Genomic DNA, 19,882 nt, shown 5'->3' with positions numbered 1-19,882 from the left:
GCCGTCAGGACAGCGAACTCACAGGTCGCTCACAGCGAGACCGTGGATGGGGCTCCGCAGCCGTCCGGCACCGAGGGATAACCCTCGAAGCGTCCGGCTTTGGCTGACATGCCACTGTCAAGCCTGCCATTCTCCACCCAACTGCCGCGCACCAGCGGCACGTTGTCCTTCCCGTACTCACGGTCCCGCACAACTCAGCTCGTCCCGGGCAGCACACCCGTCTGTCCGGTCTGTCACCGGCCGTACCCCGCGGCCGCCGCAGTAGGAGAACGAGTGAGACCCAACCCCCGCAAGCGGACCACGGTCGGAGCGGCCCTGCTCTCCACCGCCGCACTCGTGGCCCTCGGTGTCCAGACGGTTCCGGCGACCGCGCTGCCCGCCGCCCCCCACCCCAGCCCTGTGCGCACCGGTGGCCTGGCCGCCGATCTCACGCCCGCCCAGCGCACGACTCTGATCAGGAGCGCCGAGGCGAAGACGACGGACACGGCGGAGTCCCTCGGCCTCGGCGCCCAGGAGAAGCTGGTCGTCAAGGACGTCGTGAAGGACAACGACGGAACCGTGCACACGCGCTACGAGCGCACCTACGCCGGTCTGCCCGTCCTCGGCGGCGACCTCGTCGTGCACACGCCCCCGGCCTCACTGGCCGCCGGCACGGTGAGCACGACCTTCAACAACAACCGCCGCACCGTCTCGGTCAAGTCCACGACCGCCACGTACGGCAAGGCCGCCGCCGAGACCAAGGCCCTGACGGCCGCCAAGGCGCTCGACGCGCAGAACCCCGCCGCCCAGAGCGCGCGCAAGGTGATCTGGGCCGGCGAGGGCACGCCCAAGCTCGCCTGGGAGACCGTGGTGAGCGGCCTCCAGGACGACGGCACACCCAGCAAGCTGCACGTCATCACCGACGCAGCCACCGGCGCGCAGCTCTCCCGGTTCGAGGGCGTCCAGACCGGTACCGGCAACAGCCAGTACAGCGGTACCGTCACCATCGGCACCACGCTGTCCGGCTCGACGTACCAGCTGAACGACACCACGCGCGGCACGCACAAGACGTACAGCCTCAACAACGGCACGTCCGGCACCGGCACCCTGATGACGGACGCCGACGACACCTGGGGAACGGGCTCCGGCTCCAACACCCAGACCGCCGGTGTCGACGCCCACTACGGCGCCCAGGTGACGTGGGACTTCTACAAGAACACCTTCGGCCGCAGCGGCATCAAGAACGACGGCGTCGCCGCCTACTCCCGCGTCCACTACAGCACGGCGTACGTCAACGCCTTCTGGGACGACGACTGCTTCTGCATGACCTACGGCGACGGGACCAGCAGCACCCACGCGCTGACCTCGCTGGACGTCGCAGGCCACGAGATGAGCCACGGCGTCACCTCCAACACCGCGAACCTCAACTACACGGGTGAGTCGGGCGGCCTCAACGAGGCGACCTCCGACATCTTCGGCACCGGCGTGGAGTTCTACGCGGCGAACTCCTCGGACGTCGGCGACTACCTCATCGGCGAGAAGATCGACATCAACGGCGACGGCACCCCGCTGCGCTACATGGACGAGCCCGACAAGGACGGCGGCTCCGCCGACAGCTGGTACTCCGGCGTCGGCAACCTCGACGTCCACTACTCCTCGGGTCCGGCGAACCACATGTTCTACCTGCTCTCCGAGGGCAGCGGCAGCAAGACCATCAACGGCGTCACCTACAACAGCCCGACCTCGGACGGCGTCGCCGTCGCGGGCATCGGCCGGGCCGCCGCCCTGCAGATCTGGTACAAGGCGCTGACGACGTACATGACGTCCAGCACCACGTACGCCCAGGCCCGCACCGCCGCGCTGAACGCCGCCTCGGCGCTCTACGGCGCAACCTCCGCCCAGTACGCGGGGGTCGGCAACGCCTTCGCCGGCATCAACGTCGGCAGCCACATCACCGTCCCGTCGACGGGCGTCTCGGTGACCAACCCGGGCAGCCGGTCCGCCACGGTCGGCACCGCGGTGAGCCTCCAGATCTCCGCCAGCAGCACCAACAGCGGCTCGCTCACGTACGCCGCGACCGGTCTGCCCGCCGGTCTGTCGATCAGCAGCTCGACCGGCCTGATCTCCGGTACGCCGACCACGGCCGGCTCCTTCAGCACGACCGTCACGGTGACCGACAGCACCGGCGCGACCGGTACCGCGGCCTTCACCTGGACGGTCAGCTCCACCGGCGGCGGCTCCTGCACCGCCACCCAGCTGCTGGGCAACGCGGGCTTCGAGTCGGGCAACGCCACCTGGACGGCGAGCAGCGGAGTGATCACCAACTCCAGCAGCCAGGCGGCCCGCACCGGTTCCTACAAGGCCTGGCTCGACGGCTACGGATCGGCCCACACCGACACGCTGACGCAGTCGGTGACGATCCCGAGCGGCTGCACCAACACCACGTTCACGTTCTACCTGCACGTCGACTCGGCCGAGACCAGCACCAGTACCGCGTACGACAAGCTGACGGTCACCGCCGGATCCACCACCCTGGCCACCTACTCCAACCTCAACAAGGCCACCGGGTACGTCCAGAAGTCCTTCAGCCTCGGGTCCTTCGCGGGCTCCACCGTGGCGCTGAAGTTCTCGGGCGTCGAGGACTCCTCGCTCCAGACCAGCTTCGTCGTCGACGACACCGCCGTCACGACCGGCTGATCCCGACCGGCCGATCCGCTGAGAACGACGACGTCCCGCACGCGGGCTCCCTCCGCGTGCGGGACGTCGTCGTGCGCGTTCGGTCCGGATCAGTTCAGCGGATCGAGCGTCAGATACGCCTGGCGCGGCGAGCCGTCGTGGACGAGGGACTCCTGCTGCCCGACGTCGTCGAAGGCGAACGCGTACGCCTTGCCGTCCGCCATCTGCGCGTGGATCTTGCGGGCGTAGTGGTTGGTCACCGTGTCCTGGTAGAAGTTCGCCGTCGTGGTGTCCGGCTGGTTGGGGTTGACCAGGAGCGTGGAGCGGTTGAAGCCCGCGCACAGGGTGCGGGAGATCGGTCCCCGCACGGCGTCGTTCGGCGCGTCCAGCAGCCTGTGACAGCCGAAGATGCTGGCCGCGTCCGGCTTCTGGAAGCTGGTCACGACCGCGCCGGAGCCGTTGGTGAAGTTCATGACCCCGCCCGAGACCCGCCCGTAGTACTTGGTGGCCGGCTGGTCGGCGAACGGGGTGACGGTCAGCGTGGTCGTGGCGTACTTCTGCCAGACGCGGTTGACGTAGTCGTCCATGACGTTCGCCGGGAGGGCGCCCGTCTCCACCCCGTACAGCGGGGCGAGTGCCCGCAGTACGGTGCCGTCGGACCGGGTCTGGACGAGGTTCGCCCAGCCGCCGGGCTGTCCGCGCAGGGCGTTGAAGAAGCCGGTGTAGCCGCCCGCCTTGAGGTGCCCGGTGCTGACGGTGGTCCCGTCGGCACGCTGCACGCCGACGGCGTACGGCGCGGAGAACATGTCGACCTGCGTGCTGTTCAGCCACAGCCCGGAGTCGTTCAGCGTGTACTCCGACCAGTTGAACAGGATGTTCCGGTTCGGGTCGGTCGGGTTCTGGACGGCCGGCTGCACCAGCCCGCCGGTGGTCAGTCGGAAGTCGAGCTTCTGTCCGTAGGAGAAGTAGACGCGGCCGGAGAACTTGGGCATCCGGATCGTGGCGGACTGCCCGGCGGCCGGGCCCGCGATCGAGGCGTCGGGCGCGGGTGTGGGCGGGTTGCCGCCGGCGGGCCATGCGTGGAAGGTGCCGTTCGCGTCCGCCCAGCCCTGCCGGCCCGTCGTCAGCTGGGTGCCGAGGTTGTAGACGTACAGGGCTTCGCCGCGCCCCGAGTTGTTGGTGATCTTCAGCGGGATGGTGTCGGGGACGGCCGCCTGGGCCGGGGGGCCGAGGGAGAGCAGCGCGCCGGCGAGAGCGGCGGCTCCGGCGATTCTGAGCGTGAGCGTGATCCTTGAGAGCACTCTCCACCTCCGTGCGGGTAGGCCTGTGGGGTTGGTCCGTACCATGTTGAGAGCGCTCTCAAAATCGCACCGGAGTTGTGCCCATGTCAACAATGTGAACGGAAACCGAAACAGAAACCGAAACAGGAACGAAGACCGGAACAGAAGGCGGAACGGGTAGCAGAGGCCTCCGGGGCGGTCGGCCGATTCGTCGGAGCAGGGGCGGCGAGGGGCCGAAGCAGCGCAAGCAGCAGGACGCCCCCGGCACGGCTCGTGCCGGGGGCGTCCCCGTGTTCGCTTCCGTGCTCAGAAGGTCCGCTTCAGCAACTCCAGCAGCGCGGCCCAGTGCCGCTCGGAGCCCTTCTCGTCGTACGCGGCGGTGTCGGCCTGCGTGTAACCGTGCTCGGCGCCGGCGTAGACCTCGCACGTGTGGCGGACGCCCGCTGCCGTGAGGGCCTCCTCGAAGCGTTCGATCTGCTCGGGCGGCAGGGAGTGGTCGTTGTCGGCGTGGCCGAAGTACAGCTCCGCCGTGATGTGTTCGGCCGCCAGGTGGGGGCTGTCCGGCGCGTCGGTCGCGAGCCGTCCGCCGTGGAAGCCGGCCGCCGCCGCGACCCGGTCCGGATACCCGCCGGCGGTCCACAGCACCAGCCGGGCGCCCATGCAGTATCCGGTCAGCGCGACCGGGCCGTCCGTGACGAGCGGGCTCTCCCGCAGCCACCGCAGATAGGCGCCGGCGTCCCGCACGGCCGCCTCGGAGGTGAGCGACCGGATGAGCGGGCCGAGGGCCGCGAAGATCTCCGGACGCGCGCCCGGGTCGATGAACTCGGGCAACTCCACGACGGGGGCGCGCCCGTGCCGGTAGAAGACGTTCGGGACCAGCACCGTGTAGCCGGCGTCGGCGAGCCGGTCGGCCATCGCCCGCAGGTGCGGCCGCAGCCCGAAGGCGTCCTGGTAGAGCAGCACGCCCGGCCGGGGAGCCCCGTCACCGGGATGCGCGAGATAGGCGTCGGCGACGCCGTCCTCGGTGCGGATGTCCACGGCTGTTCCCTGTACGGAGGTCATGGGGGTGCCTCTCTGCCTGGTGCGCTACGGCGAACGGGCTGGCGATCGACCGGCCCGGTGGGGCCGGGCGCGACCATCGTTGCATGCACCATCCACCTGCCCTCCGGGACCCCCGGTGCAGGGTGTGGGGCGCGGCGGGCGCTACTCGAACCGGGAGGTGTCACCCGCTCCGTGCCGCACGATCTGCGCCTCGCCCTCGGAGAAGTCGATGACCGTGGTCGGCTCGGTGCCGCAGTCCCCGGAGTCCAGCACGCCGTCCACCACGTGGTCGAGCTGGTCCTTGATCTCCCAGCCCTGGGTCATCGGCTCGTCCTCGCCGGGCAGCAACAGGGTGCTGGACAGCAGCGGTTCGCCGAGTTCGGCGAGCAGGGCCTGGGTGACCACGTGGTCCGGGATGCGCACGCCCACCGTCTTCTTCTTGGGGTGCTGGAGCATGCGCGGCACCTCCTTGGTCGCGGGGAGGATGAAGGTGTAGCTGCCCGGCGTCGACGCCTTGATCGCGCGGAACACGTCCTTGTCCACTCGTACGAACTGGCCGAGTTGCGCGAAGTCCTGGCAGACGAGGGTGAAGTGGTGCCGGTCGTCCAGGTCGCGGATGGCCCGGATCCGGTCGATGCCGTTCTTGCTGCCCAGCCGGCAGCCCAGCGCGTAGCAGGAATCCGTCGGGTACGCGATCAGCGCGTCCGCCCGGATGGCGGCCGCGACCTGGGTGATGGTGCGCGGCTGGGGGTTGTCGGGGTGCACGTCGTAGTACTTCGCCATTGGCCGAGCTTAAGCCGTGCCGGGGGGCGGCCGCCCCGCAGGACCGTCGCGCGGCTCGCCCAGCAGGAACTCCCAGCTGTCGGCGAGCAGCCCCAGTGCCGTCGCGGGGTCGGTCTCCCAGCCGTGGCGCATCCAGCGCCGGGCGAGCTGGTCGAGCTGGGTCAGTGCCAGGAAGCCGCGCAGCCGCCGGGAGTCCGGGTCGAACCGGCCGGCCTGCGCGAGCCCCGCCTCGACCGCGGAGACGACCTCGTCGAACCACCGGTCGACCAGCTCGCGCAGCTCCGGCTCGACCACCGCGGCCTCGTGCGCGGCCAGCACGTAGGGGCGGATCCGCGGCCAGCGGCGGGAGGTGTCGCGCAGCCACGCCTCGAACCCGGTCCGCCGGCCTGCCCGTACCACGGCGACGAGGGCCGGCGAGGCCGGCCCCGGCTCCGCCGGGCTCCCGCGCTCCAGCAGCTCGTCGAGCTCCGCGACGAGGGCTCTCATCAGCGCGGCCCGTGAGGGGAAATAGGCGTAGAACGTCACGCGGGTGGTGCCCGCGGCCTTCGCGATGTCGTCGACCGTCGTGCCCGCGTAGCCCCGTGCTTCGAACAGCTCCAGTGCCGTCGACAGCAGCAGCCGTCGGGTCATCTCCTTCTGGGCGGCGCGCAGACCGGCCACGTCGGACCGCCTCCCGGTCGACTGCGAAAGGGGCCGCCGACCTGCGAGGTCGCGCCCCCGGTGAACGCTCACATCGTACGGCACCGAACCTTTTCGGCCAGGGCCCGGGAAACGGTGGCACGCAGGCGGCGGCACGAGGGCGGCGGCACCGGACGGCACCGGACGGCACCGGACGGCACCGGACGGGACACGGTGCCTACGGGTACCTCTTTTGACATAGGTATGAAGGGATACCTATCCTCTCTGTCATGTCCGACATCAGCGCGCCCTCCGGGGACATCGACCGCGTGGCCGCCGAACTCGCGGCCCGCCTCCCCGCGCTGCACCGGGCCCTGGACCGCCGGGTCGCGTCCACCTACCCGCACCCCAAGCCCCCCGAGGGGCAGCTCCTGCTGCTGAAGTTCGTCGCGCGACAGGAGGGCGCCACCGTGCGCGAGGCCGCCGAGGCCCTGCTGATGAAGCCCAACAACGTCAGCGCCCTGGTCTCCCAGCTCACCGTGCTCGGCCTGCTGGAGCGCCGACGGGACAGCGCCGACAAGCGGGTCGCCCACCTCCACCTGACGGCCACGTCCCGCCGGCGCCTCACCGAGGTCGGTGACCTGGAGACGGCCTTCCTGGCCGAGGCTCTGCGGTCCCTCACCGAGGGTGAGATGGGCGCGCTCGGCGCCGCCCTGGACGCGCTCGGCTCACTGACGCGTCACCTGCACACCGCGGTCAACTGACGCGTGACCTGCACACCGCGGTCAACTGACGCGTGACCTGCATACGGCGGCTCACTGACGCGTCACCTCACACGGCGGCTCACTGACGCGTCATCTGCACACCGCGGTCCACCGACCGGCCCCGGTTGCCCACCCCTGGTCCCCCGGCTCCTCGCTCCCGGGCCCCGCATCCCCGGCGGTTCTCCGTCCGGGGAGCCTCGTGTGCGCCCCGGGGCGACGCCGTGCCCTCCGCCCGTCCGTCTCCTCCCGCTACTCGTCGAAGACCCCGTACACAGACAAGGCTCCTCCATGCCGTCCACCTCCGTGGATCACTCCGGCGTGCCCGCGCGCACCGCCGCGTCGGCCCCGGCCTCCGGCCGGCTGCGCTCCAACCCCTGGCTCACGCTCTGCGCGGTCGCCTTCGGGCTGTTCATGGTGCAGCTCGACGGGTCCGTCGTCGCCATCGCGAACCCCGCGATCGGCCGTGACCTGAACGCCTCCACCGCCCAGCTCCAGTGGGTGACCAACTCCTACCTGCTCGCCCTCGCCGCCAGCCTCATCCTGGGCGGCAAGCTCGGCGACCGTTTCGGCCGACGCACCTTCTACCTGGTCGGCGTGGCAGGCTTCGCGATCTCCTCGGTCGCCATCGGCCTGTCCGGCTCCATCGGGGGCGTCATCCTGTTCCGCGCCGTCCAGGGACTGTTCGGCGGCCTGCTGATGCCGAACACCCTGGGCCTGCTGCGCGCGGTGTTCCCGCCGAAGAAGTTCGGCATGGCCGTGGGCATCTGGGCCATGGTGTCCGCCGTGTCCACGGCCCTCGGTCCGATCGTCGGCGGCCTGCTGGTGGAGCACGTCAGCTGGGAGTCGGTGTTCTACATCAACCTGCCCATCGGCGTCCTCGCGTTGGCGTTCAGCGCCGTCGTCCTTCCGCAGTCCAAGAACCCCGCCGGACACCAGCGCTTCGACGTCCCCGGCGTGGTCCTCCTCGCCCTCGGTCTGCTCAGCGTCGTCTTCGGTGTCGTCAAGGGCGAGACCTGGGGCTGGACATCCGCCGGGACCTGGGGCGCGATCCTGGCCGGCATCGTCCTGCTCGTCCTCTTCGGCTGGTACGAGACCCGTGTCGCGCACCCGTTGCTGCCGATGCGTCTCTTCCGCAGTTCCGCGCTCACGGTCGGCACGGTCGTCACCGCGCTCAACTTCTTCGTGCTGCTCGGCGCGGTCTTCTTCGTCATGCTGTACCTCCAGAACGTCCGCGGCTGCACACCCGTCGAGGCGGGTGTCCGCACCCTCCCGCTGAGCCTCGCCTCGCTGGTCGCCTCCCCTCTCGGCGCCGCGCTCACCGGCCGCTTCGGCGCCCGGTTCTGCATGCCGCTCGGCATGGCCCTCCAGGCCGCCGCCTGCTTCGGCCTGCTCACCTGGTCCACGGACTCCTCCTACGCCACGATGTGGCCGCCGTTCGTCGCGCTCGGCCTCGGAGTCGGCATGGTGATGGCGGCCTCCTCCGACGCCATCGTCGGCAACGCCCCCGTGCAGGACGGCGGTGTGGCCGGCGGACTCCAGGCCACCACCCTCCAGATCGGCGGCGCCCTCGGCACCTCCGTCCTGGTCTCCGTGATCAGCGCCAGGGTCGGCTCCACCCTCGGCGGCGAACTCACCGCAGCCGGTGTGCCCGCCGCCGCGGCCGACAGCCTGAAGGAGGCCACGGACGCCGTCGCGATGGGCGTGGCACCCGTCTCGGACACCATGCCCACGCAGCTCAGGGCGGCGGTCGTCGAGGGCAGCGGCCAGGCCTTCATGAACGGCCTGCACGCCGCCTCCCTGGTCACCGGCCTGCTGTGCGTCGCGGGAGCCGTGCTGGCCGCCGTCGGCATCAGGAAGTCCGCCGCCTCGGGTTGACCTCCGCTGCTCCGCCCGCGGCACCCGTGTTCCGCGGGCGGACGTTCCGGCCGGTGTGAGGTAACGTCCCCGACCGATATGACTGGTTCGGCCCTCCGGGGCCGTGAGGGACGAGGAGAGCGCCGACATGGCCGGCCGGGACGACGGGAAGCCCCTCACCGACGAAGCGGACGGCGCCGACTCGCTGTGGGCGCAGGAACTCCTCGGACATCTGCGCCCCACCGGCGGCGACCTCCGCAGAGTCCTCGACTGGCTGGCGGACACGCTCGACGCGACCGTCTCCCTGCGCGACGACACGGGCGCCCCGCTCGACGGACCGCTCACTCCGCTGGACGAGACCCTGGTCGCCGCGGTCACCAGTGGCCGGCTCGCCTCCGCCGCCTGGGAGGGCGAGGGCAGGTTCGTGCGCCTGATCAGGGTCGAACTCCCGCGCCCTGCCTCGTCGGGCGTGCTCGCCGTGACCCGGACGAGCCCCTTCGACCGGCGCGCCTCCGCCATCGTCACGCACACCGTGGGCGTTCTCGAACTCCTGCTGCGCGCGCGGGAGACCGCCGCGACCGGACACCGGCTGGCCCGCGCCACCGCCGACCTGCGCCTGGCCATCCTCCAGTTGCTGATGGTCGAGGACACCGTCGCCGCCCGCCGCGTCGCCGCGGGCCTGTGGCCCGGTCTGCTCGACACCGACACCGCATGCGTCTACGTGGTCGAGACCGGCCCTGAGGACCGCGACCGTCTCGCGGCGGCCTGCGTGGCGGCGACGGACGACCAGGCGCTCGTCGTGCGCTGTCCCGCCATGGACGGCCATGTCATCGTCGTCGTCCCGAACGACACCGCGGGCCGTGCCCTGCGTGCCCTGTGCCACCGGTACGCCGGCGCCGTCCTCGGCGGCAGCGCCCTGCAGAGCCTCGCCCGCACCGCCACCGCCTACGGACAGGCCGTCAGCGCCCTCGCCGTCGCCCGCTTCCGCCCCGACAGGACGGCCGTCTACGCCGAACGCACCCACCCCGAACGCCTGATGGACCCCGAGGTTCTGCGCACCTGGACGACCCGGCTGCTGCGGCCCCTCGACAGCCTCCCGCACCACACCCGCGCCGAACTCCTCGCCACCACCCGGCTCGGCCTGGAGTTCACCGCCGTCAACGCGGCGAAGGTGCTCGGCGTCAGCCGCAACACCGTCCGCGCTCGCATGGAGCGCGTCGAGAACCTGCTGCGCGCCGACTTCTCCGACCTCACCGTGCGGGCCGCGGTCCACCTCGCGCTGCACACCCAGGTCGCCACTGCCGGGCACCTGCCGGGGAGCGCGGAAGCCCCCGTCCGGCTCGGCGAGCTGCTCGGCGGCCCCGCCCTGCGCGTCTGGGCACGGGAACTGCTGGCCCGCCTCGACTCCGACGGCCGGGACCTGCGCGGCACGCTGCGCGCCTGGATCGCCGCCGGCGGCAACGCCGAACGCGCCGCCCAGCTGCTCGGGGTGCACGCGCAGACCGTCCGCGAACACGTCCGCAGCGCCGAACCGGTCCTCGAACGCCAGCTCCTCGCGGCCGGCAGCGACCTGTACGAGGTCGTCCTGGCCCATGTGGCGGCGGGCGACCTGGACCAGCCCGACCTGCACGAATCCCCCCAGCGGACGGAATCGGGCCATCCGGACCCACCTGTGCACAGGTGAGTCCTCCGGCGGCCGGAGCGGGCATCGACACGATTCCCAGCCGCTCGCCCGGCACGTACGTTCGAGGAGCGGCGGGGGTACGACCGGAACGGGGGACCGGTCGCACCCCCGTGCCTCAGCCCAGCAGCCGGACCGGGATCTCCTGCCAGCCGCTCGCGATGAACGAGGGCACCTGTCGCAGCTCCGCGGCCCCGCTGTCCAACCGCAGGCCGGGGAACCGGTCGAACAGCGCGGGCAGCGCCGTCAGCGCCTCCATCCGGGCCAGTGGAGCCCCGATGCACCGGTGCACACCGATCCCGAAGGCCAGATGGTCGTCCGCCGCGCGCGCCGCGTCGAACACGTCCGCGTCCGCGCCGTAGCGCGCCGGATCGGCGTTCGCCGCCGCGTACGTCGTGATGATGGCGTCCCCGGCCGGGATCGTCACGCCCCCCACCGTGATGTCGCCGACGGCGAACCGCAGCGGCAGTGTGGCGATCGGCGGGTGCAGCCGCAGCGTCTCGTCGACGACGGCGTCCCAGCCGATCTCACCCCCGCGGACGGCCGCCAGCTGCTCTGGCCGGCGCAGCAGCGCCACCGCCGCGTTCCCGATGAGGTTCACGGTCGTCTCGAATCCCGCGCCGATGACCAGCAGCAGTGTGTACAGCAGCTCCTCGTCGCCGAGCCGGTCGCCCTCCTCGTCACGCACGCGGATCAGCTCGGTCGTCATGTCGTCGCCCGGGTGCTCCCGCTTGTACGCGATCAGCCCGCCCAGCACCGTGCCGATCTGCTCCTGGACGTACGCGGCGTGCTCCGGCGTCGGGTCGGTGGTGTCCATGATGGCCGCGACCAGCCGGACCTGGGCCTCCCGCAGATGGTCCGGCACCCCGAACAGTTCACAGACGATCCGCATCGGCAGCGGATGCGCGAAGGCCGCCTTGAGGTCGACCGTGCCGTCGCCCTTCTCGAGCGTGTCCAGCAGCTCCGCGGTGATCGCCTCCACCCGGGTGCGCAGGGCCTCCGTGCGCCGGTGGGTGAAGCTCGGCGCCACCAGTTTGCGCAGCCGCGCGTGGTCGGTGCCGTACGTGGAGAGCATGTTGATCACGCCGACCCAGCCCAGGATCCAGCCCCAGGAGGGGTGTTCGCCGAGTTGCGCCCACTGCCGCCAGTGCCGCCGGGGGTCCTTGCTGACCTGCGGGTCCAGGATCAGCGCCTTCAGGGTGTCGTATCCGGTGGGCGCCCAGGCCGGGATGCCGCCGGGCAGTTCCACGGGCACGATCGGGCCGAGGGCGCGCAACCGGGCGCTCTCGGCGTGTACATCGGTGCCGAACGGGTCGAGGACGATGCGGTCGGTCACGGTCACGAACGGACTCCTGAGGGTTCGGCAGCGGGGGAGCGGGGGCTGAAGCGGACGGGCAGCGCGGTCAGCGAGCGGTGGAACGGGCCGGGCCGCCAGGTCAGCCGATCGCGGGGCACGACCGGATCGAGGTCGGGCAGCCACTGGGTGAGTCGTTCGATCGCCTCGGTGACGAGCAGCAGCGTGTGCTGCTTCACCGGACAGGCATGCGCTCCGGCCCCCCACGACAGGTGCGAGGCGTCGTTCGGGTGCCGGCCCTCGGTGTCCGCCCGCTCGGCCAGGATCCCGAGCGCCCCGTACGACACCACGACGGGCACCGCCTCGCGCAGCCACACCCCGTGGAAGGCGACGGGACGCCGGACGTAGTAGATGCCGTAGTTCGCGAGCGGCGTCTCGTGGTGCAGCACCTCGACCACCGCGTCCATGACGGGGCGGGCGCCGTCGGTGAGGGTCGAGTAGTAGAGCGGGTTGCCGAGGATCCTCGACAGGGTGTTGGACAGCAGGTTCGCGGTCGGGCCGTATCCGGCGCCGAGGGTGAGGAACACCTGCCAGGTGACCTCCTCCCGGGTCAGCCCGGCCGGGTGGTCCAGCAGCCGGCTCGGCAGGTCGTCGCCGCGCCGTTCGGTCTTGGCGGCGATGAGGTCCAGTACGTACTGCGCGTACTCCGCCTCGCCCACGGTCGCCCGGTCGCCGCCCTCCATCATCTTGCCCACGCCCGAGTGGAGCCGGTCGCCCTGGCTCTCCGGCAGGCCGAACAGGTCGTTGAAGACCAGTGCCATCAGCGGCTCGGCGAAGTCGCCGACCAGGTCGGCCTCGCCCCGCGGCCCGATCCGGCCCACCAGCAGCCGCACCGCCCGGTGCACCCGCCCGCGCAGGTCGTGCGGTTCCACCAGGTCGAAGACGTCGATGAGGGTGGTGCGGTAGCGGACGTGCGCGGCCCCGTCGGCGAACAGGGCGTTGGGACGCCACCGCATCATGCCGAGCACCGGCGAGTCGTCGGGGACGGTCGACTCCCACGCGCGCGGATCGTGCGAGAACGTCTCCTCGTCGTGCAGCACGTCCAGCGCGGCACGCCGGTCGGTGATCACGTACGCCGGCACACCCGGCGCCAACTCGGCCCAGCCGACCGGGCCTTGGGTCTGCAGCGCCTGGTAGTAGCGGTGCGGGTCGGCCGCGAAGCCGTCCTCCCACAGCCGCACCGCCATGGGGCGCGCGACGTTGCGCCGGTCCGCGGGACGGGTGGTCACCGGGCCTCCTCGGGGGCACGTCCGATCAGATGGTCCACGAGTGCGAGCAGCGCGTCGATCGACGAGCCGGGGTCCCGCGCGTCGCAGGTCACCATCGGCGTCCCGGGCTCCAGGTCCAGCGCCTGACGCAGCCGCTCCGCACCGTGGTGGCGGGGCGCGTCGGGAAAGGCGTTGAAGGCCACCGCGTACGGCAGCCCGCTCTCCTCGACCAGGCCCAGTACGTCGAACGACGCGTCGAGGCGCCGGCTGTCGACGAGGACGAGCGCGCCGAGCGCCCCGTAGGCGATGTCGTCCCACAGTGCGCGGAAGCGCTCCTGTCCGGGCGTGCCGAAGAGGTACAGCACGACGTCACCGGGCAGGCTGATCCGGCCGAAGTCGATGGCGACGGTCGTCGTCGACTTGTCGCGGACCCCGGCCAGGTCGTCCACCTCGGCGGACGCCTCGGAGAGGTGCTCCTCGGTGTGCAGCGGCCGGATCTCGGAGACCGAGTCGATGAGGGTCGTCTTGCCCACCCCGAACGGCCCCGCGACCAGGATCTTGACCAGATCGCGGGCGGTGTCGGGGCGGTGGACGGCGCCGGGCGCGCCGGCGCTAGGGGCGGTGTCTGAGGGCGCGGAGGCCATCGGCCACTCTCTTCAGCAGGTCGGGGTCGAACCGTGCGGCGGGCGGGATCGGCGCACGGGCGAGAACGAGGTCCCGGTCGACGAGGTGGGCTGCCAGCACCCGCACCGCGGAGACCGGCAGCCTGAGCAGCGCGGCCGCCTCCACCACCGCCAGCGAGCCGCTCTCCAAGGTGTCCAGCAGGGCGAGTTCGGCGGCCGGCAGACCGCCCGGCAGCGGTTCCCCGCTGCGGGCGAGCACCGACAGCCGCTCCAGGTGGGGCCGGCTGGGCCGGGCCACACCTCCGGTCGACAGGTAGGCGGGGACGAGCGGCCGGCCGGCCGGGCGGCGGGTCATGCGGGCGGGTTGTCGTCGGCTCCCCGGGGTCCGGCCGCCATGGCCTTCTCGCCCAGGCGCGCCACCTGGGAGTGGACCCGGTGCGCCAGCAGGTCCAGCCGCGTCTCGCCGTCGCCGTACGCGGCCACGCAGGTGCCGTGGTCGGTCGGCACGATGAGCACATAGCCGAGGTCGGACTCGATGACGATCTGGCGTACCTCGGCCCGTTCCCGGTCGGCGAACGCGGCCGCCGCGGTCCGGCAGGCGCCCTGCACGGTGCTGGTGATGGCGGCCACCCGCTCGGCCGACGGCTGTGACAGGGCGTCGGTGTAACCCGTCACCAGTCCGTCCCTGGTCAGCATGACGGCGGCCAGCACGTGCGGCACCTGCAGGATCGGATCCAGCACCCATGCCGTGTCGCCCGTATGACGGCTGGTCATCTCGCCGCTTCCCCCTCGATGTCGGTGTGGTCTGTGTGATCTGTGCGGTCGTTCTCACCGGGCCGGTCCGCCGGAGTGCTCCCGGGGTCGCCGGCTCCGGTGTTCCCGGCGGCGGCGCGGGCCGCCGCCGTGCCGGACTGGAGCGCGCCGAGCGCGGCCGCGGCCTCCTCCGGTCCCCGCACGGGTCCTTGCGCGGGTCTGTGCGCGGGTCTGTGCGCCGGGCTCTCTTCGGGTGCGGCGGCCCGGGTGCGGCGACGGCGCTGGGGCAAACCGTCGGCGTTGGGCAGCTCGTGGTGCCCCGGTGCCGCCTCGGGGGCGCCGGTCTCCGTGCCGTACGCGTGGGAGGGCGCGGGCCGGTCGGCCGCGGCCCTGCGGGTCGTGCGCGGCGCGCTCGCGGCCGGTGGCCGGTCGACCGGGTCGAGACGGCTGAGGAGATGGCTGTCGACCCGCAGCACCGCGCGCACGCCGCCGTACGGCGAGGTCGAGGAGACGTCGACGCCCAGGTCGAACTGCCGGGTGAGACGGCCGATGGCGGCCAGCCCCATGCGTGGCGGATCGCCCAGGTCGGTGAGCAGGATGGGGTCGTCGCCGGCCACCAGCCGCCGGGCACGGTCGCGTTCGTCCCGCGTCATGCCGAGACCGGCGTCGTCGATGGTGACGCACACGCCGTGGTGGACGTGCTCCAGGCTCACCACGACGTCGGTGTCCGGGGCGGAGTGCCTGAGCGCGTTGTCGAGCAGTTCGGCGACGATGATGGCCACCGGCTCGACGGCGTGCGAGACCAGCGCGGTACCGGTCTCGAGGTGATTGTGGACCCGGACCCGGTGGTAGCCCGCGAGCCGGGCCTGGCCGCCGGTCACCGCGTCCACCAGGTGTGACTCCTCGCGCGCCAGCCCGACCCAGGCCCCGCACACCACGGCGGTGACCTGCGCGCGGCGCAGCGACTGCTCGTTCTCGTGGTCCAGCCGGAACAGCGTCTGCGCCAACTCCGGCTCGTCGTAACGCTGCTGGAGACCGCGCAGCGCGTCCTGGAGCCGGTACAGGGCCGCCTGTATCTCCCGGGTGGCGCCGCGCATCCCGGCCTGCGCGGCGGCGTCGACCCGGGTGCGCTGCGCGGCCACCTCGGACTGGAGAGCCAGCACCACGTTCTCCAGGGCGATGCCCAGGGGGGTGCCGGTGGTCAGCGGCTGGAGCGGGCCCGGTTCGGCCACGTGCGGATGGGCCACCTGGCGGGCGGCGGCGGGCACCCGTCGGGCGGCCAGATGCTCGACCTCCGCCGTGAACGCCCGCAGGGACCCGTCCAGTCGGGTGCGCAGCGCGGCGAGCTCCGCGCGCTGCCGGGTCTGTTGCCGCCGCAGTCGCAGGAAGCCGCCGCCGAGGGCGAGCGCGGACAGCGTGCCGGCGGCCAGGCCGCCGGCCACCAGGTCCGGTAATTCGATCATCGATTCGGTTCCAGGGAGGGTCGGCGTCTCGGTGCTCAGGGCAGAGGTGGATCCGATGGGCTCGGACCGGGCACTCGCAGCACAGTACACACCGTCATCGATCGATCCCGCACGGTTGAGTGAGACTTGCCTCCCCAAGTGCCCGGTATCTGTTCGCTTCTGCGCCGACTGTCTGAATTGCCTTGCGTGGCAAGCGAGTTGAATGACCGTGTCACCGCTGTCGGTCACGTGGTGACCGTCGGCCGGGTGCGGGGCGACGGGACCGTGTGGTCACCCCGGCCCGTGTCCTTCGGCGGCGGCCGGTCCTGCGATCGGACCGGGGGCCTCCGAACGGGGGCCGCGCTCACCCGTGCCGGTGAGCGCGCGGCGGCCGCGCGTACCACCGGCGCGCTCCTCCCCGTTGGGCGGGGCATGGACCGACCTCCGCCCGCACCGCCCCGCGCCGACTGCCCGTCCGGCCTCCTTCACGCCGCCCTGTGGGCGGAGCGGCCCGGGTGCCGGGTGCCGATCTACACCCGGCTCGTCGCGGAGTGGCGGGCCCGCGGCCGGACGGTGCCCGCCCGCCCGGACGTGCCGTGCGTGGCCTCGTCCTCGGTCCGCCGTCTGCGCCGTGACGAGGACGGCACGTACCGCCCGTGACCCGTCAGCGGCCGCACATCGGGGTCAGCACGGCCAGGGTGCCGTTCGCCTGGCGCAGGGCCAGTTCGAGCGTGACGGGCGCGTGCAGTGTCCCGGTCCCGTCCGGCGGTACCAGCCACTCCACGAACCGCGCCGCCCGGTAGGGCGGGGGAACCGCCACCCAGGAGCCCCGGCCCGCGCGTCTCAGCCCCGCGCCGACCCACCGGGTACCGGGATCCGGCGGCAGGAAGAACCCGACCCGGTGTGCCGCGGTGTCCACGAGTGTGGGTCCCGGGACGGGGCGGGACGCCTGCCACAGCAGATCCAGGGTGAGCAGACCGAGCCGGTCCGGCACGCTGAGGACGTCCCAATAGCGGCCGGCCTCCAGCAGGGTGATTCCGTCACCCTGGTCCCATTCCCGCTTGCACAGCCGTGGGTCCGTCGCGGCGGCGGCGAGCCACTCCACGCCGCGCGTCCACATCGCATCGCTCATGTCGGCTCCGAGTGACGTCCACCCCCGACCGCATGCCGGGCATATGCATGCTGGTAGATATTTCTACGTGGCGGAAGGGGTGGCGAACCGTGGCGTTTGGGTGTTCTTCGTTCGAGGACCGAGCCGCTGTTCGGGCCCGGCCCGTCCCGCGCCGCCGGCTTGACCCGCTGGTGGTCGTTCTCCAGGTGCGGCTTGAGCAGGTCAACGCCGTAGTCGCCGCCGTTGGGAGTGCGGATGACGGTGTGGATGTGCTGCTGGGCCGGGGTTCCGCCCGGTCCGCCCATGCCGCCGCCGTCGCTGTCCTCGGTGCCGTAGGCGAGCGGCGACCGGGCGTCGTACCCGATGAGGGCGACCGGGCTGTGCACGCGGTAGTAGAAGGCCGAGGAGTCCTCGGTCTCGCCGATCCAGTAGAAGTAGGTGTCGTCGAGGTGGTCCTCGACCTCCTTCATTCGAAGGACACCTGAAGCGTCACGTCCGTCCGGTGCCGCCCTGCGGTACCGGCAGCGGCAGGTCGGCCTGGCGCAGTTCCGCCAGCAGCTCGTTCTGCCCCGCGAGGAGTTCGGTGAGGATGCGGCGGGCGGCCCGCAGCAACTCGGCCACGTCACCGCCCGCGAGTGCGTAGCTGACCGTCGAGCCCTCGCGGATCGACACCACGATCCCGGCGCGGCGCAGCACCGCCAGCTGCTGGGACAGGCTGGACGGTTCGATCTCGATCTCGGCGAGCAGGTCACGCACGGCGACGGGGCCGCCCTGGAGCAGTTCGAGGACCCTGATGCGGACCGGGTGTCCGAGCATGCGGAAGAACTCGGCCTTGGCCTGGTAGAGGGGAACCTGCATGATCTCTCGCTCGCTCCCTGCCGCGTACGGTGCGTGGTGCGCGATGGCGCGGCGGCCCGCCCGGCCGGCCGTACGCCGCCGCGCGCCACGTGCTGCGTCACGATCCTGGTGGCTGCGGGCTCCGCACACCCGTGTGATGCGCTGATCTGGATGTCTCGAGATGAAGAAATGTTCAATTCGAGGGCATGCGAAGCCGCGGGCAGTCCGGTCGGCTACACCTCGAGCTCGGCTTCGATCCGCTTGAGCTGGTGACGGGCCATGGCCAGGTTGGACCGGCCGCGGTCCAGGACGAGATAGAGGAACAGCCCGCTGCCGCCACGGCCCTTGAGCAGCCGGATGAGGTGGTACTGGCTCGCCAGCGTGATCAGGATGTCCTCGATCTCACCCTTCAGGCCCAGGTGTTCCATGGTGCGGACCTTGGCACGGATCACGTCGGTGTTGCCGGCCGCGGCCACGTTCAGATCGAGGTCCTTGCCTCCGCCGAGCGTGCCGAGTGCCATGCCGCTCGTGTAGTCCACGACGGCGACCCCCACCGCCCCCTCGATCGCGGTCATCGTCTCCTTCATCGAGACCTCCAGATTCGCCATGGCGCTTCTCCTGCCGATTCGCGCGGGCCGGGCTCCTCCGGCCCCGCTGGTCCACCGAACGTACGGAGCGTGTCCCCCGGTGGGGTGACGCGTTTCGGGACTGGCCCCAGGAGCTTCGGAACAGGTGGAGCGCTGATGCCTTTTGAACGCGTACGTACGGGAGTTGAGCGGATCGGGGACGCGGTCGGGGAACGCGTGATCGCGTCGCGCCTCGCGTCGCGCCGTGCCCGGGCGTCCCGTCGTCGGCGTCCCGGCCCTGTGAGATGACGCGCAGGGAGTGGCGCTCGCGGCCCGGCGGGGTGCAGGATGACCCCCACTATCAGGAATCCTGTTGATTCCGCGTCGCGAGGACGGGACCGATCATGCCTCTCACCACCAGATTCCAGGCCAGGGCCGTCCAGCTGCTGCTCGGCGCCATGATGGCCCGCGTGCACAAGGACCTGCGGTTCACCGACCTCCCCGGGCCTGCCGGGACGCTCCAGGTGGAGACCGGCGCCGGGCCGGTGACCTGCACCGTCTACCGCCCGTCCGGCGCGGCGGACACGCCCGCCCCCGTCTACGTCAACTTCCACGGCGGCGGGTTCATCGTCGGGCGTCCCGAGCAGGACGACCACCTGTGCCGATACATAGCCGCCACGGCCGGCTGCGTCGTCGTCAACGTGGACTACGCCGTCGCGCCGCAGCGGCCGTTCCCCGCCGCCGTCACCCAGGCCTACGACGTCACCGCGTGGATCGCCGCCAACGGCGACACGGGCGGCTGGGACGGCTCGCGGCTGGCTGTCGGCGGACACAGCGCGGGTGCCAACCTGACGGCCGCGGTGTGCCGTACGGCCAGGGACCGCGGCGCCTTCTCGCCGCGCCTGCAGATCCTCGACTCCGCCCCCCTCGACATGGTGGCCGATCCGGCCGCCAAGCTGTCCCGCATCGCCAAGCCGCTGCTCACCCCCTCCCTCATGCGGATCTTCACCGGCGCCTACGTCGAGGATCCGGCCGGGCGCGCCGATCCGCTCGTCTCGCCGGGGCTGGCCGACGACCTCGCCGGACTGCCGCCCGCTCTGGTCGTCACCGCGGAGAACGACCGGCTGCGCGACGAGGGCGACGCCTACGCCGAGGCTCTGAAGGCCGCGGGCGTCCCGGTCACCCACCGCGTCTTCGAAGGCGTCGACCACTACTTCACGCACACGGGCCCGGTACCGGCCGGGAAGGAGGCCATCGAACTGATGGCCACCACCCTGCGCGCCGCCTTCGCCGACCTCTCCGTCTGAGACCC

General features: G+C 71.9%; 20 protein-coding genes. 6 read left to right on the top strand and 14 right to left on the bottom strand.

Features of this window, described 5'->3' with window-relative positions; all coding sequences use genetic code 11:
- Positions 1-273 precede the first annotated feature (273 nt).
- Complete coding sequence (locus tag QF030_RS05480) at positions 274-2,676, top strand: M4 family metallopeptidase (protein WP_307161508.1); 2,403 nt, start codon at positions 274-276, stop codon at positions 2,674-2,676.
- A gap of 89 nt (positions 2,677-2,765) precedes the next feature.
- On the opposite strand, the gene QF030_RS05475 is transcribed toward QF030_RS05480, so the two are convergent.
- From QF030_RS05475 to QF030_RS05460, 4 genes are all read right to left on the bottom strand, one after another.
- Positions 2,766-4,001 carry a glycoside hydrolase family 64 protein gene (locus QF030_RS05475; protein ID WP_373428737.1) on the bottom strand — a complete coding sequence of 412 codons (1,236 nt, stop codon included), beginning with the start codon at positions 3,999-4,001 and terminating at the stop codon, positions 2,766-2,768.
- A 240-nt stretch (positions 4,002-4,241) separates the two neighbouring features.
- Positions 4,242-4,997: a dienelactone hydrolase family protein gene (locus QF030_RS05470; protein WP_307161506.1), complete on the bottom strand. Its 756-nt coding sequence runs from the start codon at positions 4,995-4,997 to the stop codon at positions 4,242-4,244.
- Between the two features lie 141 nt (positions 4,998-5,138).
- Entirely contained in the window at positions 5,139-5,759 is a 621-nt protein-coding gene (locus QF030_RS05465; RefSeq protein WP_307161505.1) for an L-threonylcarbamoyladenylate synthase, read from the bottom strand.
- Between the two features lie 9 nt (positions 5,760-5,768).
- Positions 5,769-6,419 (bottom strand): TetR/AcrR family transcriptional regulator, encoded by a 651-nt coding sequence (locus QF030_RS05460; RefSeq protein ID WP_307161504.1) that lies wholly within the window; start codon positions 6,417-6,419, stop codon positions 5,769-5,771.
- Between the two features lie 248 nt (positions 6,420-6,667).
- Here QF030_RS05460 and QF030_RS05455 point away from each other — a divergent pair, with 248 nt between their 5' ends.
- From QF030_RS05455 to QF030_RS05445, 3 genes are all read left to right on the top strand, one after another.
- The gene (locus QF030_RS05455; RefSeq protein ID WP_307161503.1) at positions 6,668-7,141 is read left to right on the top strand and encodes a MarR family winged helix-turn-helix transcriptional regulator; all 474 of its coding nucleotides are present in this window, start codon (positions 6,668-6,670) and stop codon (positions 7,139-7,141) included.
- A gap of 288 nt (positions 7,142-7,429) precedes the next feature.
- A complete protein-coding gene (locus QF030_RS05450) occupies positions 7,430-9,016 on the top strand; it encodes an MFS transporter (RefSeq protein ID WP_307161502.1) in 1,587 nt (528 codons plus the stop codon).
- 127 nt (positions 9,017-9,143) lie between these two features.
- A complete protein-coding gene (locus tag QF030_RS05445; protein WP_307161501.1) occupies positions 9,144-10,679 on the top strand; it encodes a PucR family transcriptional regulator in 1,536 nt (511 codons plus the stop codon).
- Between the two features lie 115 nt (positions 10,680-10,794).
- Here the strand turns inward: QF030_RS05445 and QF030_RS05440 are convergent, their stop codons facing one another.
- Genes QF030_RS05440 through QF030_RS05415 form a run of 6 tightly spaced genes read right to left on the bottom strand, consistent with a single transcriptional unit; the run spans position 10,795 to position 16,077 of the window.
- Positions 10,795-12,018, bottom strand: a complete 1,224-nt coding sequence (locus tag QF030_RS05440; protein ID WP_307161500.1) for a cytochrome P450 family protein — start codon at positions 12,016-12,018, stop codon at positions 10,795-10,797.
- Positions 12,015-13,217: a cytochrome P450 gene (locus QF030_RS05435; protein WP_307167476.1), complete on the bottom strand. Its 1,203-nt coding sequence runs from the start codon at positions 13,215-13,217 to the stop codon at positions 12,015-12,017. The genes QF030_RS05440 and QF030_RS05435 overlap by 4 nt, the downstream gene beginning before the upstream one ends.
- A 38-nt stretch (positions 13,218-13,255) precedes the next feature.
- Complete coding sequence (locus QF030_RS05430; protein ID WP_307161499.1) at positions 13,256-13,882, bottom strand: GTP-binding protein; 627 nt, start codon at positions 13,880-13,882, stop codon at positions 13,256-13,258.
- Positions 13,851-14,216 (bottom strand): DUF742 domain-containing protein, encoded by a 366-nt coding sequence (locus QF030_RS05425; RefSeq protein WP_307161498.1) that lies wholly within the window; start codon positions 14,214-14,216, stop codon positions 13,851-13,853. The genes QF030_RS05430 and QF030_RS05425 overlap by 32 nt, the downstream gene beginning before the upstream one ends.
- Positions 14,213-14,635 carry a roadblock/LC7 domain-containing protein gene (locus tag QF030_RS05420; protein ID WP_307161497.1) on the bottom strand — a complete coding sequence of 141 codons (423 nt, stop codon included), beginning with the start codon at positions 14,633-14,635 and terminating at the stop codon, positions 14,213-14,215. The genes QF030_RS05425 and QF030_RS05420 overlap by 4 nt, the downstream gene beginning before the upstream one ends.
- A complete protein-coding gene (locus QF030_RS05415; protein ID WP_307161496.1) occupies positions 14,632-16,077 on the bottom strand; it encodes an ATP-binding protein in 1,446 nt (481 codons plus the stop codon). Before QF030_RS05415 ends, QF030_RS05420 begins: the two co-directional genes overlap by 4 nt.
- Positions 16,078-16,488: 411 nt before the next feature.
- Between QF030_RS05415 and QF030_RS05410 the strand changes: the two genes are divergently transcribed.
- Positions 16,489-16,716: a hypothetical protein gene (locus tag QF030_RS05410; RefSeq protein ID WP_307161495.1), complete on the top strand. Its 228-nt coding sequence runs from the start codon at positions 16,489-16,491 to the stop codon at positions 16,714-16,716.
- Positions 16,717-16,720: 4 nt separating this feature from the next.
- Here the strand turns inward: QF030_RS05410 and QF030_RS05405 are convergent, their stop codons facing one another.
- From QF030_RS05405 to QF030_RS05390, 4 genes are all read right to left on the bottom strand, one after another.
- Positions 16,721-17,188 (bottom strand): hypothetical protein, encoded by a 468-nt coding sequence (locus tag QF030_RS05405; RefSeq protein ID WP_307161494.1) that lies wholly within the window; start codon positions 17,186-17,188, stop codon positions 16,721-16,723.
- Positions 17,185-17,637 carry a DUF3500 domain-containing protein gene (locus tag QF030_RS05400; protein ID WP_307161493.1) on the bottom strand — a complete coding sequence of 151 codons (453 nt, stop codon included), beginning with the start codon at positions 17,635-17,637 and terminating at the stop codon, positions 17,185-17,187. The genes QF030_RS05405 and QF030_RS05400 overlap by 4 nt, the downstream gene beginning before the upstream one ends.
- 19 nt (positions 17,638-17,656) lie before the next feature.
- Positions 17,657-18,025, bottom strand: a complete 369-nt coding sequence (locus QF030_RS05395; RefSeq protein ID WP_307161492.1) for an ArsR/SmtB family transcription factor — start codon at positions 18,023-18,025, stop codon at positions 17,657-17,659.
- Positions 18,026-18,237: 212 nt separating this feature from the next.
- Complete coding sequence (locus tag QF030_RS05390; protein WP_307161491.1) at positions 18,238-18,612, bottom strand: hypothetical protein; 375 nt, start codon at positions 18,610-18,612, stop codon at positions 18,238-18,240.
- Between the two features lie 362 nt (positions 18,613-18,974).
- Between QF030_RS05390 and QF030_RS05385 the strand changes: the two genes are divergently transcribed.
- A complete protein-coding gene (locus QF030_RS05385; RefSeq protein WP_307161490.1) occupies positions 18,975-19,877 on the top strand; it encodes an alpha/beta hydrolase in 903 nt (300 codons plus the stop codon).
- The last annotated feature ends 5 nt before the right edge of the window (positions 19,878-19,882 follow it).

This window comes from Streptomyces rishiriensis (assembly GCF_030815485.1).
Taxonomy (GTDB): Bacteria; Actinomycetota; Actinomycetes; order Streptomycetales; family Streptomycetaceae; genus Streptomyces; species Streptomyces rishiriensis_A.
Note: the sequence above shows the minus strand (reverse complement) of the source record. Positions and strands in the feature narration are given on the sequence as shown.

Coding starts and splice junctions, on each gene's coding strand:
- QF030_RS05420 (WP_307161497.1), bottom strand. CDS start 14,635: ATGACCAGCCGTCATACGGGCGACACGGCATGGGTGCTGGATCCGATC.
- QF030_RS05470 (WP_307161506.1), bottom strand. CDS start 4,997: ATGACCTCCGTACAGGGAACAGCCGTGGACATCCGCACCGAGGACGGC.
- QF030_RS05425 (WP_307161498.1), bottom strand. CDS start 14,216: ATGACCCGCCGCCCGGCCGGCCGGCCGCTCGTCCCCGCCTACCTGTCG.
- QF030_RS05410 (WP_307161495.1), top strand. CDS start 16,489: ATGGACCGACCTCCGCCCGCACCGCCCCGCGCCGACTGCCCGTCCGGC.
- QF030_RS05455 (WP_307161503.1), top strand. CDS start 6,668: ATGTCCGACATCAGCGCGCCCTCCGGGGACATCGACCGCGTGGCCGCC.
- QF030_RS05435 (WP_307167476.1), bottom strand. CDS start 13,217: ATGGCGGTGCGGCTGTGGGAGGACGGCTTCGCGGCCGACCCGCACCGC.
- QF030_RS05405 (WP_307161494.1), bottom strand. CDS start 17,188: ATGAGCGATGCGATGTGGACGCGCGGCGTGGAGTGGCTCGCCGCCGCC.
- QF030_RS05415 (WP_307161496.1), bottom strand. CDS start 16,077: ATGATCGAATTACCGGACCTGGTGGCCGGCGGCCTGGCCGCCGGCACG.
- QF030_RS05390 (WP_307161491.1), bottom strand. CDS start 18,612: ATGGCGAATCTGGAGGTCTCGATGAAGGAGACGATGACCGCGATCGAG.
- QF030_RS05430 (WP_307161499.1), bottom strand. CDS start 13,882: ATGGCCTCCGCGCCCTCAGACACCGCCCCTAGCGCCGGCGCGCCCGGC.
- QF030_RS05395 (WP_307161492.1), bottom strand. CDS start 18,025: ATGCAGGTTCCCCTCTACCAGGCCAAGGCCGAGTTCTTCCGCATGCTC.
- QF030_RS05465 (WP_307161505.1), bottom strand. CDS start 5,759: ATGGCGAAGTACTACGACGTGCACCCCGACAACCCCCAGCCGCGCACC.
- QF030_RS05450 (WP_307161502.1), top strand. CDS start 7,430: ATGCCGTCCACCTCCGTGGATCACTCCGGCGTGCCCGCGCGCACCGCC.
- QF030_RS05445 (WP_307161501.1), top strand. CDS start 9,144: ATGGCCGGCCGGGACGACGGGAAGCCCCTCACCGACGAAGCGGACGGC.
- QF030_RS05385 (WP_307161490.1), top strand. CDS start 18,975: ATGCCTCTCACCACCAGATTCCAGGCCAGGGCCGTCCAGCTGCTGCTC.
- QF030_RS05400 (WP_307161493.1), bottom strand. CDS start 17,637: ATGAAGGAGGTCGAGGACCACCTCGACGACACCTACTTCTACTGGATC.
- QF030_RS05475 (WP_373428737.1), bottom strand. CDS start 4,001: ATGGTACGGACCAACCCCACAGGCCTACCCGCACGGAGGTGGAGAGTG.